This is a genomic window from Sphaerisporangium sp. NPDC005288 (assembly GCF_040607475.1).
GTDB classification, from domain to species: Bacteria; Actinomycetota; Actinomycetes; order Streptosporangiales; family Streptosporangiaceae; genus Sphaerisporangium; species Sphaerisporangium rhizosphaerae.
Genome location: NZ_JBEXGT010000024.1, coordinates 23,331 through 38,785 on the forward strand (window position 1 = coordinate 23,331; position 15,455 = coordinate 38,785).

10 protein-coding genes are annotated in these 15,455 nt (G+C 71.1%); 9 read left to right on the plus strand and 1 reads right to left on the minus strand.

What is annotated here, in order from left to right; genetic code table 11:
• Nucleotides 1–39: 39 nt before the first annotated feature.
• On the minus strand, nt 40–690 hold the full coding sequence (locus tag ABZU32_RS22700; RefSeq protein ID WP_354924823.1) for a hypothetical protein: 651 nt from the start codon (nt 688–690) through the stop codon (nt 40–42).
• A gap of 320 nt (nt 691–1,010) precedes the next feature.
• Between ABZU32_RS22700 and ABZU32_RS22705 the strand changes: the two genes are divergently transcribed.
• The 9 genes from ABZU32_RS22705 to ABZU32_RS22745 all read left to right on the plus strand — a co-directional run bounded on the left by ABZU32_RS22705 (nt 1,011) and on the right by ABZU32_RS22745 (nt 15,307).
• Entirely contained in the window at nt 1,011–1,724 is a 714-nt protein-coding gene (locus ABZU32_RS22705; protein ID WP_354924825.1) for a hypothetical protein, read from the plus strand.
• A gap of 64 nt (nt 1,725–1,788) precedes the next feature.
• The gene (locus ABZU32_RS22710) at nt 1,789–1,965 is read left to right on the plus strand and encodes a hypothetical protein (RefSeq protein WP_354924827.1); all 177 of its coding nucleotides are present in this window, start codon (nt 1,789–1,791) and stop codon (nt 1,963–1,965) included.
• Nucleotides 1,966–2,004: 39 nt separating this feature from the next.
• On the plus strand, nt 2,005–2,283 hold the full coding sequence (locus ABZU32_RS22715) for a hypothetical protein (RefSeq protein ID WP_354924828.1): 279 nt from the start codon (nt 2,005–2,007) through the stop codon (nt 2,281–2,283).
• Between the two features lie 334 nt (nt 2,284–2,617).
• Complete coding sequence (locus ABZU32_RS22720) at nt 2,618–6,640, plus strand: S8 family serine peptidase (protein ID WP_354924830.1); 4,023 nt, start codon at nt 2,618–2,620, stop codon at nt 6,638–6,640.
• 465 nt (nt 6,641–7,105) lie between these two features.
• Nucleotides 7,106–9,172 carry an EAL domain-containing protein gene (locus ABZU32_RS22725; RefSeq protein WP_354847284.1) on the plus strand — a complete coding sequence of 689 codons (2,067 nt, stop codon included), beginning with the start codon at nt 7,106–7,108 and terminating at the stop codon, nt 9,170–9,172.
• Between the two features lie 134 nt (nt 9,173–9,306).
• Nucleotides 9,307–9,606 carry an Asp-tRNA(Asn)/Glu-tRNA(Gln) amidotransferase subunit GatC gene (gatC, locus tag ABZU32_RS22730; protein ID WP_354847287.1) on the plus strand — a complete coding sequence of 100 codons (300 nt, stop codon included), beginning with the start codon at nt 9,307–9,309 and terminating at the stop codon, nt 9,604–9,606.
• Complete coding sequence (gatA, locus tag ABZU32_RS22735; protein ID WP_354847290.1) at nt 9,603–11,093, plus strand: Asp-tRNA(Asn)/Glu-tRNA(Gln) amidotransferase subunit GatA; 1,491 nt, start codon at nt 9,603–9,605, stop codon at nt 11,091–11,093. The genes gatC and gatA overlap by 4 nt, the downstream gene beginning before the upstream one ends.
• The gene (gene gatB, locus ABZU32_RS22740) at nt 11,090–12,598 is read left to right on the plus strand and encodes an Asp-tRNA(Asn)/Glu-tRNA(Gln) amidotransferase subunit GatB (protein ID WP_354924832.1); all 1,509 of its coding nucleotides are present in this window, start codon (nt 11,090–11,092) and stop codon (nt 12,596–12,598) included. Before gatA ends, gatB begins: the two co-directional genes overlap by 4 nt.
• A gap of 231 nt (nt 12,599–12,829) precedes the next feature.
• Nucleotides 12,830–15,307, plus strand: coding sequence for a VanW family protein (locus ABZU32_RS22745; protein ID WP_354924833.1), 2,478 nt, complete (start codon nt 12,830–12,832; stop codon nt 15,305–15,307).
• The last annotated feature ends 148 nt before the right edge of the window (nt 15,308–15,455 follow it).

The window sequence follows — 15,455 nt, forward strand, 5'->3', positions numbered from 1 at the left end:
GCCATTTGGCATAGCCGGATATGTCATGGGCGTCGGACGTCAACACCGTGGTTCCAGATACGCGGAGTCGACCCACCCGTGCCTGCCATCGGCCGTTGTGATCTCCCAATGGCCGGCTGCGTTCTGCTCGCCGGAGTAGGCGATCTCTGTGTCCTGCGGTAGTTGCACGAGGCCTTTGCCGTACCGGTTGCGTAACCACAGGTCGCGCGCTGCGACGCGGTAGCGCGCGCACGTGTGGGGCGGGGGCTGGTGCGTCGTGGACGGCGGGGAGATCGCGGGCGTGGTGGCGGTGCCCCGGAGGAAGGTGACGGCGGTGCCTCGCATGAAGGGCATCAGCAGGAGCACCGATCCCACCACGACGAGGAGGCCGACGACGCCGAGAACGCTCGCATGGCGGCTGCGGAGGGATCGGGGGTGCGAGGCCCGCTCGTGCCACGAGCGCGCATAGGAGCCGCTTAGGGGTCCCGGCGCGTCTTGCGTCGGCGGCATAGGGACATGAGCAACATCGGCGCTGTTCTCATCACATGGCGGCGGCCGAAGATGCACGTCCTTCGATGCCAGGATTGCCGTGATGGCCTGAAGCTCGGCTCGCTTGAAGTCACGAGTTCCCGCTTCGCTGCGCGAGAGCGTCGATATGGACATCTTTACCCCCACTCGCCCAATTTCCTGGACCATGTCTTTCAGCGACATGGCGGCAGCTTCGCGCGCCTCTTTGACCTCCTCTCCTGTCGGGCCTCTCGAAGTAGAGGGCGGGGTAGTTAGGATTTTTGCGGTTTGTCCCTTTTCAATCATTCATCCAACCTCTGCAACGACAGGTGGGTGAGGCCGATCGCCCAGGTTAGTGGGGGTTTCAGTGATTTGCAGGGATTTTCATAATTTTCTCGTAGAAAACCCTCCTTAGTGGGATGTGAGGCGCTGAATAATGCAGCTAGAGCACAGCGGTGTTTCAGAATCTTATTCGGAGATGCGCTCACGTTCGTGGCGCGTATGAGATGACAAAGGAGCGACCCGTGCACCAGATCGTCCCCGTCGCCGCATCGCGGGAAGAAATGTGGACTCGGCGGAGCGGAAAGGCCGCCGCCGGCCGGTGGGGCTCCGCGCTTAGGGGCGCACTGTTGGCCGGAGGCGTCGCGACCTCTTTCGCCTTCCACGCCGTCAGTGCGGCCGCCTCGACCGGGGCCGAGACAGAGACGCGCTACACCCACCGGACCGCGCTCCAGGGTGACTGCTCGATCTACGAGAACTATCCGAAGCCGGAGGTGCCACAGCGTGCCTGGGGCAAGGGTAAAGGGGAGGCCGTAGGGGTCCGCTACACCTACAAGGACTACGCGCTGGTCCTCGACTACAGCAAGCGTGACCGTCCCAACTGGGGATTCATCGCCAAGTCCTGCCTCGGCGACCCGTTCGCCCGCAGCCAGGGTGACCGGGGCACCGGCTTGCCGGACCTACGGGCCGTCGGAGGCGACGGACAGGTGAAAGATGTTCCCGTCAGCGCGCCACATCCCGGTTCCCCTCAGGGCACGCCCATCCATCTCGGATCCGCCGGGTCTTACCGCAGCGCCCCCCGGTCCTTCGTGATCGGCAACGTGCGTGCCGGCGACGCCTTCTACATCACCCAGCCGACCTGCGGCCATCACGGTCCGGAGCAGTGGATCCTCGGCTACGCGCCCGTGACCGGACGCTGGGGCTACGTCGAGGCGATGCATCTCCCTGCGTGCCTCTGATCGTCGGAACGGCGGCAATCGAAGGCGCCTGGCCGCAGCCATCCGCAGAGAAAGAAATGGACACATGAGATCAAGCTGTTCGCAGATGCTCCACCACATCATGCCCGTGGTCGCGGCGGGCGTCTGCCTGGCTCTCTCCCCGATCCCCGCAGCCGTTGCCGGGACGGTGTACACCACCAAGGACGGGGCCATTCCCAGCCCCAACGAGGGCAAGGACGAACTGGGGGCCGGCGCCGGATAACGAACCGTCCTTTCGGCTACTAGCGGGATTCCCACGACGGTGGCGACCGGCCAGGGAAAGGACTGCAGGCTCTACTACAACTACTTCGCAGGGACGAACTTCACCCACGGGGCGCTCCGGGATCCGGCCCACGCCACCGAGCAGATCGGTCACCGATCCGGGCAGGTCAACTACCGCTTCCGCACACTCGACGGCGGAGCGCTCGTGGTCCTGGACGAAGAGTATGGGTGGGGGTTCGTCAGGCCCGAGTGCGTGACGATGCTCGATGCCAGAACCGGTCGGCCGGTCAGTCTCTTCTACGACTCCGACAACAGGTAACGCCAGAATCCGGCTGAAGGGTCCAGGCAGTCCTGGCCGGTTTCCGCGAGACCGATGACCCGCTTGCGTGCAGGACTAGGACCAAGGCCCTCCGGAGTCACTCCGGAGGGCCTTCGTCGCGGAGGGGACGGCCGGAGGGCGCGGCGGCGGTGATGGTCGGACTGGTCCCGTCTCCGTGGAAGGCGGTCCACGGGCTGGGCGTCTCACATGGGCAGTTGCGCTAAGTGGCAGGTGCAAGGGCTTGCTCAGAGGTGGGAGCGCCGCCAGGGTGATCATGTCGATTGGTGCAAAAGCGACATTTTACCTGGTAGTAACACCCCCCGAAGGGACGAGAATGTCCGCAGGTTTCAGGCGCGTCTCAGCCGCCACAGCGGCCGCCGCGTTGCTGGCCACCGCGTTGCTGGCGTCAGGCACGCCCGCCGCGCTGGCCGAGGAGGGGCCCGGGACGGACGGTGCGGCGCACTCCGTCACGCTGGCCGACGGGTCGGTCGTCCGCTGGACCGACGACGGCACCGGCAGCCTCACCGACAAGGCGGGCAGGACCCGGGTCTTCCCGGTGCCGCAGAACTCCGGCCGCACCGGCCTGGGCGTGCCGCTCACCCCGACCGCCGCCGGCCTGCAGCGCCGCGCCGACGCCGCCCGGCTGACCCCCTACACCGTGGGCGCGCCGTCCGGCCTGGCGACCTCCGCGGTGCGCCCGCGCGCCATGAACTACGGCGCGGTGGCCATCCCCGGCGCCGCCCTGTCCGCGCTCGGCCACCCCGTCGCGCGGTCCGCGACCCCGAAGGCGGCCCCGGACGCGGCCCCGGATGCGACGCCCGACGCGGGCCCGGACGCGACGCCGGGCCCGACCGCGGCTCCGACCGCGGCGGCGCCGAGTGCCGTGCCTGCCAACGAGGGGCTGACGACCTCGTTCCAGTCGTATCTGAACGCCGGTGGCGTCAACGCGGTCGGCGCCTTCCAGCACTTCGCGACCTACCTGCACGCGCTGCCCGGCAAGGGGCAGATCATCACGAACGTATCCCTGGGCGACCTCACCGACCAGGCGATGGCCGACGCGGGCGACGACTACGTGCGCGCCTACGGCCCGACGTCCGTCGTCAAGGACGGGCAGCGCTACCTCGACTACCCCTCGCTCCCGCTGATCCCCGCCTACACCGCCGACAACGACGGCCGTCTCGACCCGACCGGCGCGATCGAGGGCCAGGACCCCTACCTCGGCGAGGTCCTCATGGACTTCAGCATGATGGCGCCCCTCCCGCACGACCGGCAGCGTCCCGAGGCGACCGGCAGCGGGCCGACCGATTTGCTCGGCATCGCGCCCGGCGCCGACTACCGCCTGGTCATCCCGCAGGAGCCCTCCAGCAGGGGCATCGACGCGGCCCTTCGCGCGGCGGCGGCCCAGCGCCCGCGGCCGACCGTGATCACCGCCAGCCTGGGCTTCGGCACCGACGGGTCCATCGGCTTCCCCTCCCGCTGGCTGGAGGAGGACCCGCAGATCCGCCGGACGCTGCGCGAGATCGTGGACTCGGGCATCGTCGTGGTCGTCTCCTCCAACGACGGCACGCGCCTGGGCCTGCCCGTCTCGATCGGCCCGGACGGCGGCAGCACCCCGACCGAGCTCACCCGCAGCGCCTCCGCGCAGACGACGCTCGACGACGTGGCCGCGACCGGCACTCCCACGCTCGTGCGCGACACCGGCGTGATCGCGGCGGGCGGCACCACGGTCGACGACACCCTCACCTCGGCGGACGTCCGCACCGCCACCTACCCGACGACGCGGTACAACGGCGCGGCGAGCTACTCTTCCGGGTTCGGCAGCCGGGTGGACCTGGCGGCGCCCGGCGACAACCTGCCGACGCTGTTCCATTCCCCCGACGGGCCGCAGGTCACGCTGAACGGCGGCACGTCCGCCTCCGCCCCGATGATCGCCGCGGCGGCGGCGAACGTCCTGTCGGCCGCGCGGGCCACCGGCCAGAAGCTCAGCCCGCGGGAGGTCCGCGACCTGCTCATCTCCACCGGCCGCCCGGTGGCCCAGCCGCCGCAGGCCGACCAGGAGCTGCACGTGGGGCCGCAGCTTGACGTGACCGCCGCCGTGGAGAAGGTGCTCGGCGGCTCTCACCGCATCCCCACCGCCGCGCTGCGCCTGTCCGTCGCGCACCGGCAGCTCATCGCCACGGACGTCACCTCCTCCTTCGTCGAGGCCACCGACCCCGCCCACCTGGACCTGACCGGCCCGGCTGACTTCTGGGGCGAGTCGTCCGGCCAGAACGCGACCTCGCCGATCACCTTCGGGCTCGACATGACCGGCGGCGACGCCGATCTGACCTACCGGCTGCGCGTCGGTGACCGTGGGCGGATCGCCGCCGCCGGGCCGAGCCTGCGGGTGCTCCCGGAGGAGCTTCTCGCCGCGGCGGGGCTGCCGGTGGCCGCCGACGGCGAGCGGACCGTGCCGGTGGTGTTCGAGGCGCTGCGCCACGGCAAGCCCGTCGCCGCCGTCTCGCGGAGCCTCACCTTCTCCGCCTCCGACGGCACCCGCACGGGGGCGCCCGCGCCGGTCGTGCCGGGATCGATCGCCCTGGGCAAGCCCCTGACCGTGCAGTACGACCTGTCCCGCACCCGCGACCTGTCCGACGCCACGCTGGTGCTGTCCTCCGTCGGCCACTGGACGCCCCTGTCCACGACCGACAAGTTCCGCGCCCACTGGAGCACCCCGCTCGCCGGGCGCAAGGGCTCGGTGACGATCCCCGCCTCGGCCTTCGCGGCCGGCGGCGCCGGGATCTACGGCGTCGGCGTCAGCCTGAACGGCGGCGCCGTGTGGGGCGACTTCCGCGCGGTGCGCGTCGGCGAGGGCGCGGACCAGCGCCCGCAGGCGCCCCTGCTGACCGGCGGCGACGGCGAGCAGGGCCACTCGGCCCTGGTCACGCTGGCCGCGCCGAAGCTCAAGGTGTCCTGGGACGTCAAGGACGTGCGCGGCGCCGACGGCGCGGCCGTGGAGTTCCTCACCCCCGGCCCGACCCTGTACGGGTCGCTGAACACCGTGACCAACCAGAACGGCAGCGGCCCGGACGACAACGGCGTCGACCACGCCTCCACGCTGGTGCGGGCGCTGCCGTCCGCCAAGGGCACCACGGTGCTGGACCTGAACGCCCTGCGCCTGACCACCGGCACGCAGTACCCGGTGCGCGTGCTGGCGACCCGGGGCGGCCGTCCGGTCGGCCAGGCGTCCCCGACGTCGTTCCTGGAGTACCGCGATGGCGAACCGGTCACGGGGGCGCTGGAGAACTTCGAGGTCACCGGCCGGACGGCGCTCATCGCCACCGACGAGTTCGCCGAGGGCGACGACGGCGGGACCCATGTGAGGATTTCGGCCACGACGCCGTACTCGCTCATCGACGGCAAGCTCGGTGCGCCGCTGCTGAGCGAGTCCGGCGGCACGCAGACGCAGTCGGTCGTGGGCTCGGACCCGGCGACCGGCCACACGCTGATCGCCCGCAGGCCGTTCGACGCCGCGGCGGCGCCCCAGCTCGACGTGCGCGACACCGCGACCGGCAAGCGCGTTCTCGCGGCCACGCTCCAGGACGACACCCACGGCGAGATGACCCTCCTGGAGGGCGGCGCCGTGGACCGGGTGCGCCACCGGGCGGCCGTGACGACCTTCGACGCCCGGTCGGGCCTGGCCGAGCTGTGGCCGGTGGACATGGCGACGGGGAAGGTGGGCACGCCCATCCCGCTGAACCCGGCGAACCTCGGACGCACCTTCCGCAGCGTGTCGATCGACGCGGCCACCGGCGCCGTCTTCGCCGCCACCTCCGGCACGCAGGGCCCCTGCCTCAACACGCGGGTGCCGTTCTGGACGGTCCGGGCGGACCTGGACGCCCGCGCGGTCACGCCGATCACCGACGCGCCGCGATGCACCGCCGGGTTCTACCCCGACGGCAAGGGCGCCAAGGTGTACATGCTCGCCGGCGCCTCGACGCCCGACCGCGGGCAGTTCCCGACGAGCACCTGGACGGTCGCCGACCAGGCCACGCTCACCGGCCCGGCGCCCGCGGACCTCGGCACCCATGGCCCGGCGTGGGCGGCGCTGGACGACCTCAACCATGTCGCGGTGATCGCGCACCTGTACGAGGCGGGCACGACCGGGGACAACAACGCCCTGAGCGAGATCACCGTCATCGAGCCGGACACCGGGAAGGTCCTGGCACGGCACCCGGTGGTGAACCTGGTCAACTCGACCATCGCCACGTCGAACATCAGCCCGGACAGCAGGCAGGGGCTGTATCTGGACCCGGCGAGCCGGACCGGGTACGTGGTCAACCCCTGGGCCGACGGGCTGCAGCGCTTCGGGTACTGACGCCGCGCCGCGGGCGCGCGCGCCCGTCCAGGGCCGGCCGGCCAGGCCATACGGCACGGCCCGACCAGCGAACCCGTCCGGCCGATCCCGGAGAGGGTCCGCTTCCCGAAGGCCCGTCACCGCACCGGTGGCGGGCCTTCGCCCATTGTCGCCGGCGCCCGTACTCGGAGGGTGACCTGTCCGGCGGAAGTTCGGCGGCCGGTCCGGGGAGGACCGACGGGGGGATCGGACCGGTTCCCGCCGGTCGCCGACCGGACGATCTCCGCTGCATGACGGCATCGATCCTGGAAAAATACCCCTAGAAGATTATTTCATTAAGTTTCAGTCATCCGGCATCCATGCCGCGGACGAAGCAGAACTGCCGTATGCCGGAAATAACCGGTAACGGAACGTGCCCAACCGGTTTCGCGAAGTGGCCCAGAGGTCGTACCCTCCCATAGTGACCTCTTGGGGGTTTACTTGCTTATGACGGATCCATCCGACACGAGGGACACGCCGCCGCGTCCCTTCTCCCCGCTGTGGACCTACCTCACGGGGGTCGTCGCCACGGGCCTGGCGGCGCTGCTCACCGCCGAGATCAGGCTCGGCCTCGGCGATCTCGCCGATCTGGCGCGAACCTCGCTGTTCTGGGTGCTCATCGTCCTGGTCGTGCTCGGAGAGCTCCGGCCGATCGTGGTCTCCTCCTCGCGCCTGGCCGGGGGCACGGCCACCTCGACGCTGTTCACCTTCGCCGTGCTGCTCTACCACGGGCTGTCGGTGGCCGTGCTGATCCACGCCCTGGCGCTGGTCGTCAGCGGCCTGGTCCACCGCAGGGCCTGGCACCGGGTGCTGTTCAACGTCTCCCAGGTGACCCTGGCCACGACGGGGGCGGCCGTGGTGCTCGCCGCGTTCGGCCACCATCCCCACCCGGCGGCGCCCTGGGTGCCGGAGGGCACCGACATCGCCGCGGTCGCGCTCGCGGCGGTGGCGTACTTCGTGGTGCGCGGGCTGCTGGTCTGCGGAGCGGTGGCGCTGCACGAGCGCCGGTCGCTGCCGCGGGTGATCCGCACGAGCATCGGCCACCAGAGCCTGGTCTACGCCGCGCTGCTCGGGCTCGCCCCGCTGGTCGTGGTCGTCATGAGCCGCTCCCCGGCGCTGACCCCGCTGTTCGTCGCGCCCCTCGCCGCCCTGTACTTCACCGCCTCGCTGTCGGTGCGCCGCGACCACCAGGCCATGCACGACGGGCTGACGTCCCTGCCCAACCGCAAGCTGCTGATCGTGCGCACCGAGGAGGCGCTGGCCGAGGCCCGCGAGGACGTCCGGGTCGGCCTGCTGCTGCTCGACCTCGACCGGTTCAAGGAGGTCAACGACACCCTCGGTCACCCGGTCGGCGACCGGCTGCTGCAGATCGTCGCGCACCGCCTCACCCACAGCGTGCGGCCGGGCGACGTCGTCGCGCGGCTCGGCGGGGACGAGTTCGCCGTGCTCCTGCCGACGGTCCGCGACGCCACGGCCGCTCGCGAGGTGGCGGCGCGGCTGCGGGTGGCGCTCACCGAACCGGTCCGGCTGGAGGGCATGACCTTCGACCTGGACGCCTCGATCGGCATCGCGCTGTACCCCGACCACGCCCCCGACTTCGAGCTGCTGCTGCAGCGCTCCGACGTCGCGATGTACTTCGCCAAGGAGGGCCGCACCGGCGTCGAGGTCTACCTGGCCGAGAAGGACCGCAACTCGCCCGAGCGGCTGAACCTGCTCGGCGACCTGCGCCGCGCCATCGGCCGCGGCGAACTGGAGCTGCATTACCAGCCCAAGGTCGGCCTCGCATCGGGCATGGTGGAGGGCGTCGAGGCGCTGCTGCGGTGGTGGCATCCCGAGCGCGGCCCGATCCTGCCCGACGACTTCATCCCGCTGGCCGAGCAGTCGTACCTGATGCGGCAGATCACCCAGTACGTCATTGACACCGCGATGGAGCAGGCGGCCCACTGGTGGCACGCGGGCATCCAGGTGCCCGTGTCGGTCAACGTGTCGGCCCGCGACCTGCTCGACGCGACCCTGCCCGACCTGATCGAGGCCGGACTCGACCGCCTGGGCCTGCCGCCGCGCGCCATCCAGCTCGAGGTGACCGAGCGCATCCTGATGACCGACCAGGCCTACACCGCCGACTCGGTGCACGCCCTGGTGGAGCTCGGCATCCCGCTGGCCCTGGACGACTTCGGCACCGGGTACTCCTCGCTGGTGCGCCTCCAGCGGCTGCCGGTGTGCGAGGTCAAGATCGACGGCTCGTTCGTGCAGCGGCTCGGCAAGACCGTGGACGACGAGCGCATCGTCCGCTCGATCGTCGACCTGGTGCGCTCGCTCGGGCTGCGGTCGGTGGCCGAGGGCGTCGAGAGCGACGAGGTGGCCCAGCGCCTGCAGGACATGGGCTGCGACGCCGCCCAGGGGTGGCGGTTCGCCGAGCCGATGCCGGCGGGGGAGATGACCGACTGGCTGGGCGAGCGGGTGGGCGCGCCGTCCTACGGCCGCTGCGGCACGCGCGGGGTCACGGCCCTGTAGGGCCCGGGGCCGCCGGACCGGTGATCACCGGCGGTCATGGCCCGGAGAACCATGCTTAATGGTTCGGCCACGTTCGGTCACGCGCCCTAGGATGACACTGTCCGATTGCCATCCATGAAACGGGTTAACGACTCATGTCCGCCATAACCCGCGACGAGGTCGCGCACCTCGCCCGGCTGTCCCGGCTGGCGCTGTCCGATGACGAGCTCGACCACTACGCCACCCAGCTCGATGACATCATCGGCGCGGTCGCGCGCGTCTCCGAGGTCGCCACCGACGACATCCCGCCGTCGTCGCACGCGTTGCCGCTCACGAACGTCTACCGTCCCGACGAGGTGCGCCGGTGCCTGACCCCCGAGGAGGCCCTGGCGGCCGCCCCGGCGGTCGAGGACGACCGCTTCCGCGTCCCGCGCATCCTCGGGGAGGAGGCATGAGCCTGACCCGCAAGACCGCCGCCGAGCTGGGCGCCCTGATCGCCTCCGGCGAGGTCTCGGCCGTCGAGGTCACCCAGGCCCACCTCGACCGCATCGCCGAGGTCGACCCGCAGGTCAACGCGTTCCTGCATGTGGCGACCGAGTCGGCGCTGGCGCAGGCCCGTTCGGTGGACGAACGCCGCGCCGCCGGCGAGCCCCTCGGGCCGCTCGCGGGCGTGCCGATCGCGCACAAGGACGTCTTCACCACCAAGGACATGCCCACCACGGCCGGGTCCAAGATCCTCGAGGGTTACCGGCCGCCCTACGACGCCACCGTCACCGCGCGGCTGCGCGAGGCGGGCCTGGTCATCCTGGGCAAGACCAACCTCGACGAGTTCGCGATGGGCTCCTCCACCGAGAACTCCGCCTACGGCCCGACGCGCAACCCCTGGGATCTCGGCCGCATCCCCGGCGGCTCCTCGGGCGGCTCCAGCGCGGCCGTCGCCTCCTACCAGGCGCCCCTGTCGACCGGCACCGACACCGGCGGCTCGATCCGCCAGCCGGCGGCCGTCACGGGCATCGTCGGCATGAAGCCCACCTACGGCGGCTCCTCGCGGTACGGGCTGATCGCCTTCGCCTCCTCGCTTGACACCCCCGGCCCGTTCGCGCGCAACGTGCTCGACGCCGCGCTGCTGCACGAGGCCTTCTCCGGCCACGACAGCATGGACTCCACCTCCATCCACGAGGAGGTGCCGCCGGTCGTCGAGGCCGCCCGCCGCGGCGACGTCGCCGGCCTGCGCGTCGGCGTGGTCAAGGAGTTCGGCGGCGAGGGCTACCAGCCGGGCGTGATCGCCCGCTTCCGCGAGGCCGTCGACCTGCTCGAGTCCCTCGGCGCCAAGATCGTCGAGGTCTCCTGCCCCAGCTTCGGCTACGCCCTCCCGGCCTACTACCTGATCGCCCCCTCCGAGTGCTCGTCCAACCTGGCCAGGTTCGACGGCATGCGCTATGGGCTGCGGGTCGGCGACGACGGCACCCGCAGCGCCGAGGAGGTCATGGCGCTCACCCGCGCCGCCGGGTTCGGCCCCGAGGTCAAGCGGCGCATCATGCTCGGCACCTACGCGCTGTCCAGCGGGTACTACGACGCCTACTACGGCTCGGCGCAGAAGGTCCGCACGCTCATCGCGCGCGACTTCGAGGCGGCCTTCCACCAGGTGGACGTCCTGGTCTCGCCGACCACGCCCACCACCGCCTTCCCGATCGGCGAGCGCGCCGACGACCCGATGGCGATGTACCTCGCCGACCTGTGCACGATCCCGGCCAACCTGTCGGGCAACGCCGCCATCTCGGTGCCCTGCGGTCTGGCCGACGAGGACGGCATGCCGGTCGGCCTGCAGATCATGGCCCCCGTGCTCGGCGACGACCGTTGCTACCGGGTGGGCGCCGCCGTCGAGAAGGCCTTTGAGGACCGCTGGGGCGGCCCGCTGCTGAAGGAGGCTCCGTCCCTGTGACCACCACCCACTCCGTCATGCCGTTCGACGAGGCGCTGGAGCGTTTCGAGCCGGTGCTCGGCCTTGAGACCCACGTCGAGCTCGGCACGGCGTCGAAGATGTTCTGCGGGTGCTCCACCGCCTTCGGCGCGCCGCCCAACACCCACGTCTGCCCGGTGTGCCTGGCGCTACCCGGCGCGCTGCCCGTGGCCAACGACAAGGCCATCGAGTCGACGATCCGCATCGGCCTGGCGCTGAACTGCACGATCGCTGAATGGTGCCGCTTCGCCCGGAAGAATTACTTCTATCCGGATATGCCGAAGAACTACCAGATCAGCCAGTACGACGAGCCGCTGTGCAGCAACGGCTACCTCGACGTCGAGGTGGGCGGCGAGACCGTCCGCATCGAGATCGAGCGGGTCCACCTGGAGGAGGACACCGGCAAGTCCACGCACGTGGGCGGCGCGACCGGCCGCATCCACGGCGCCGACTACTCGATCGTCGACTACAACCGCGCCGGCATCCCGCTGGTCGAGATCGTCACCAAGCCCATCCCGGGCACCGAGAAGCTCGCGCCCGAGGTCGCCCGCGCGTACGTCACCGAACTGCGCGAGGTCATGCGCACGCTCGGCGTGTCCGACGTCCGCATGGAGGAAGGCTCCCTGCGGTGCGACGTGAACGTCTCGCTGATGCCGCGCGGCGCCGGCGAGTGGGGCACCCGCACCGAGACCAAGAACGTCAACTCGCTGCGCAGCGTCGAGCGGGCGGTGCGCGGTGAGATCGAGCGGCAGGCGGCGATCCTCGCCGACGGCGGCAAGATCGTCCAGGAGACCCGCCACTTCCACGAGGACACCGGCGCCACCACCTCTGGCCGGTCCAAGGAGGAGGCGCAGGACTACCGCTACTTCCCCGAGCCCGACCTGCTGCCCATCGCGCCGAGCCCCGAGTGGATCGCCGAGCTGCGCGCCGAGCTCCCCGAGCTGCCCACGGCGCGGCGCAGGCGGCTGCAGGCCGAGTGGGGCGTCTCCGACCTGGACATGGCGGCCATGCACAACGCCGACGCCTTCGGCCTGGTCGAGGCGACCGTCAAGGCGGGGGTGCCCGCGGCCGACGCGCGCAAGTGGTGGATGGGCGAGCTGGCGCGGCGCGCCAACGAGTCCGGCACGCCCCTGGCCGAGCTGCCGATCACGCCGGAGCAGATCGCCCGGGTGGTCGAGCTGGTGGCCTCCGGCGCGCTGAACGACAAGCTGGCCCGGCAGGTGCTCGAGGGCGTGCTGGCCGGCGAGGGCTCCCCGGACGAGGTGGTCGAGGCCCGCGGCCTGCGCATCGTCAGCGACGAGGGCGAGCTGTCCTCGATCATCGACCAGGTGCTGTCCGCCAACGCCGACGCGGCCGACAAGGTGCGCTCGGGCAAGATCGCCGCGGTGGGCGCGCTGGTGGGCGGCGTGATGAAGGCCAGCCGCGGCAAGGCGGACGCCGGCCGTGCCCGCGAGCTGATCCTGGAGAGGCTCGGCGTCTCCGAGTAGGCGCCGGGCACCGAACCGTCCGTCGGTGTGCGTGTGGGTCTCGCGGAAATGGTCCGCGAGACCCGTCCGCCTTATGTGAGGCGAACCTAGCTTCCGTACTTAGTACGCTTTTCACCTATAAATTGCTCATACCTGGGACTGGATTCATCCAGCGATGTTGAAGAATTTGTGAGTGGTGTTGGTTTAGGGTGATGCGGGGGATTCGGTACGGAGTGGGAGGAGGACGGAGGCGTGCGGAACGCCGGAGCGTCCATCGACCCGCCTCCCGACCCGTTCGCGGCGGTCCGGCCTGGCTCACCCGTCGCGCTTCCGGCCGACCGGCAACTCGCCAAGGACACCGGCGAGCAGAAGGACCCCGCCGCGGGCCACGCGTCCGCAACGCGCAGGAAGCTGCCGCGCGGGGTCTCACCGCTGCCGCCGGGCGTGTCTCCCGAGATCTTCGTCAACACCCCGCCGCCGTCGGGTGCTCCTTCCAGCCCGCCGGTGACCCTGCCGCCGCCCGCCGGCCCGCCCGAGCCGTGGCCGATGACGGCCGGCGTGCGGGTGCGCCGCCCGGAGGACGAGCCCAAGCCCGAGCCGGCGGACCTGCACGACCCTGAACCGTCCGTGCGGCGGCATGGGCTGCGGCGCGTCCTGCTGGCCGTGGGAGCGCTCACACTCCTCTTCCTGCTCGGCTACGGCGTCCCCGCCACGTTGATCTGGGGGAAGGTGCCGCCGGGAACGCACGTCAAAGACGTGCGCATCGGCGGCATGAACGCCACCCAGGCGCTCGACCGCCTGCACGAGCGGTTCGACGGCAACGACCAGCAGCCCCTCGTCCTCATGCTGGACGGGCGGCGCGTCGGAGTGCTGGACCCGCGCGACGCCGGGCTCACGATCGACGTCGACGCCACGATCGCCGACGCCGAGACCGGCTTCCCCAGCCCCATCGCCGTCTGGCAGTCCTTCACCGGCGAACGCGAGCTGCCGCTGCGCATCTCGCTCAACCAGACCAAGTTCGCCGACCGCCTCCGCCGGATCGCCGCGGACGTCGGCCGTCCCGCCCAGGAGGGCGCGATCGTCTACAACGGCACCACGCCGGAGCTGCGCACCCCCAAGGCAGGGCAGGTCCTGGACGAGGCGGCCACCGCCAAGGCCATCAGGCGGTCGTTCCTGGACGCCCCGTCCCCGGTGCCGCTGTCGGTGGACCTCGTCCAGCCCAAGGCGGGCATCCAGGCCTTCGACGGGGCGCTCGCGGTCGCCCGGCGCGCGGTGGCCGAGCCGATCACGCTGGTCAACGGCGGCAGGCGCGCCCACCTCACCCCCAAGCTGATCGCCGCCCACCTGACCTTCACCCCCGACCAGGCCGGCGTCGTCCGCCCCGTCTTCGACGCGCACAAGGCGGTCGCCGGGCTGGAGACCAAGCTGGTCGGCATGGCCGCGGCGCCTCGCGAGGCCGGGTTCGTCATCGAGAACCAGCGGCCCAAGCTGGTGCACGCCCGCACGGGTAAGGGGGTCGACAGCGCCAAACTGGCCGACGCGGTGGGCAAGGTGATCACCGTCGGCGGGGCGCGCACCATCCCGGTGTCCCTGGCCATCACCGAGCCCACGCTCAGCGACGCGGAGGCCGTGAAGCTCGGGGTGAAGGAGCAGATCGCGCAGTCCACCACGACCTACCCGTGCTGCGCCGCCAGGGTGACCAACATCCACAAGGCGGCCGACCTGGTGGACGGCATGATCGTGCGGCCGGGGCAGGTCTTCTCGCTGAACGAGGCCATCGGCGACCCGGCCACCCGCGGCTTCGTCCGTGCCCAGTCCGTCGGAGGCGACCGCCTGGTCATCGCGATGGGCGGCGGCATGTCGCAGTTCGCGACGACCCTGTACGACGCGGCCTTCCTCGCCGGGATGGAGGAGGTCGCCCGCACCCCCTATCCGTTCTACGTGACGCGTTACCCGATGGGCCGCGAAGCGTCGGTGAACTACCCCGACGAGGACCTGCGGTGGCGCAACGTCACCGAGTACGGCGTGCTGGTCAAGGCGTCCTACACCGGCACGGCGCTGACGGTGTCGCTGTGGAGCACCAGGAAGTACGACCGCATCGACATCGAGACCTCGCAGCGCGCCAACCCCGCCCAGCCGGAGACCAGGACCGTCACCGATCCCGACTGCATCCCCATGGAGGGCATCCCCGGCTACACCGTCACGGTCACCCGGGTCTTCCACAAGGACGGCAAGATCGTCAAGGAGGACCGTCCGCGGACGACGGTGTACGAGGCCGCGCCGAAGGTGATCTGCAGGCCGGAGCAGCCGAGCGGTCCCGAACGGCAGAACGACTCCACCGTCCAGTCGCAGCCCTCCGGTCAGGACCCCGACGGCTCGGCCAAGCAGCGCCGCAACGGCGGCAAGAAGCAGTCGGAGCCCAGCACGCCCGTCACCTCCGACAACAACGGCAACGGCCACAAGAACACCACGCCGAACGTCAACGCCAACCCGAACGGGAACGGGAACGGCCACAAGAACACCACGCCCAACGGCAACGCCAACCCGAACGGCAATGGCAATGGCAACGGCAACAACGGCAATGGCAACAACGGGAACGGGAACGGGAACAACGGGAACGGCAACAACGGGAACGGCAACAACGGGAACGGGAACGGGAACGGCCGGTCGAGCGGCAGCGGGAACGACGGCAAGGGAACCGGCGCCGCGGGAGCGACCGGAAGCGGCTGACGCCGTCCACCGGCATCGTCGCCAGGAGCGGCTCCGGCCTGGTGAGGCCGTCCTGACCCGGGCGTCCATCTCGGGCCGACCGGCGCCGGGCTCGGGCCCGTCCCCGCACAGGCCGGACCGGCTCCGGCGGGAAAGGCCAGGGCCGGGC

Bases quoted from the DNA above. Each gene is read 5' to 3' on its own strand.
- ABZU32_RS22710 (WP_354924827.1), top strand. From the start codon at position 1,789: ATGAGATCAAGCTGTTCGCAGATGCTCCACCACATCATGCCCGTGGTC.
- gatA (WP_354847290.1), top strand. From the start codon at position 9,603: ATGAGCCTGACCCGCAAGACCGCCGCCGAGCTGGGCGCCCTGATCGCC.
- ABZU32_RS22700 (WP_354924823.1), bottom strand. From the start codon at position 690: ATGTCGCTGAAAGACATGGTCCAGGAAATTGGGCGAGTGGGGGTAAAG.
- gatC (WP_354847287.1), top strand. From the start codon at position 9,307: ATGTCCGCCATAACCCGCGACGAGGTCGCGCACCTCGCCCGGCTGTCC.
- ABZU32_RS22725 (WP_354847284.1), top strand. From the start codon at position 7,106: ATGACGGATCCATCCGACACGAGGGACACGCCGCCGCGTCCCTTCTCC.
- ABZU32_RS22720 (WP_354924830.1), top strand. From the start codon at position 2,618: ATGTCCGCAGGTTTCAGGCGCGTCTCAGCCGCCACAGCGGCCGCCGCG.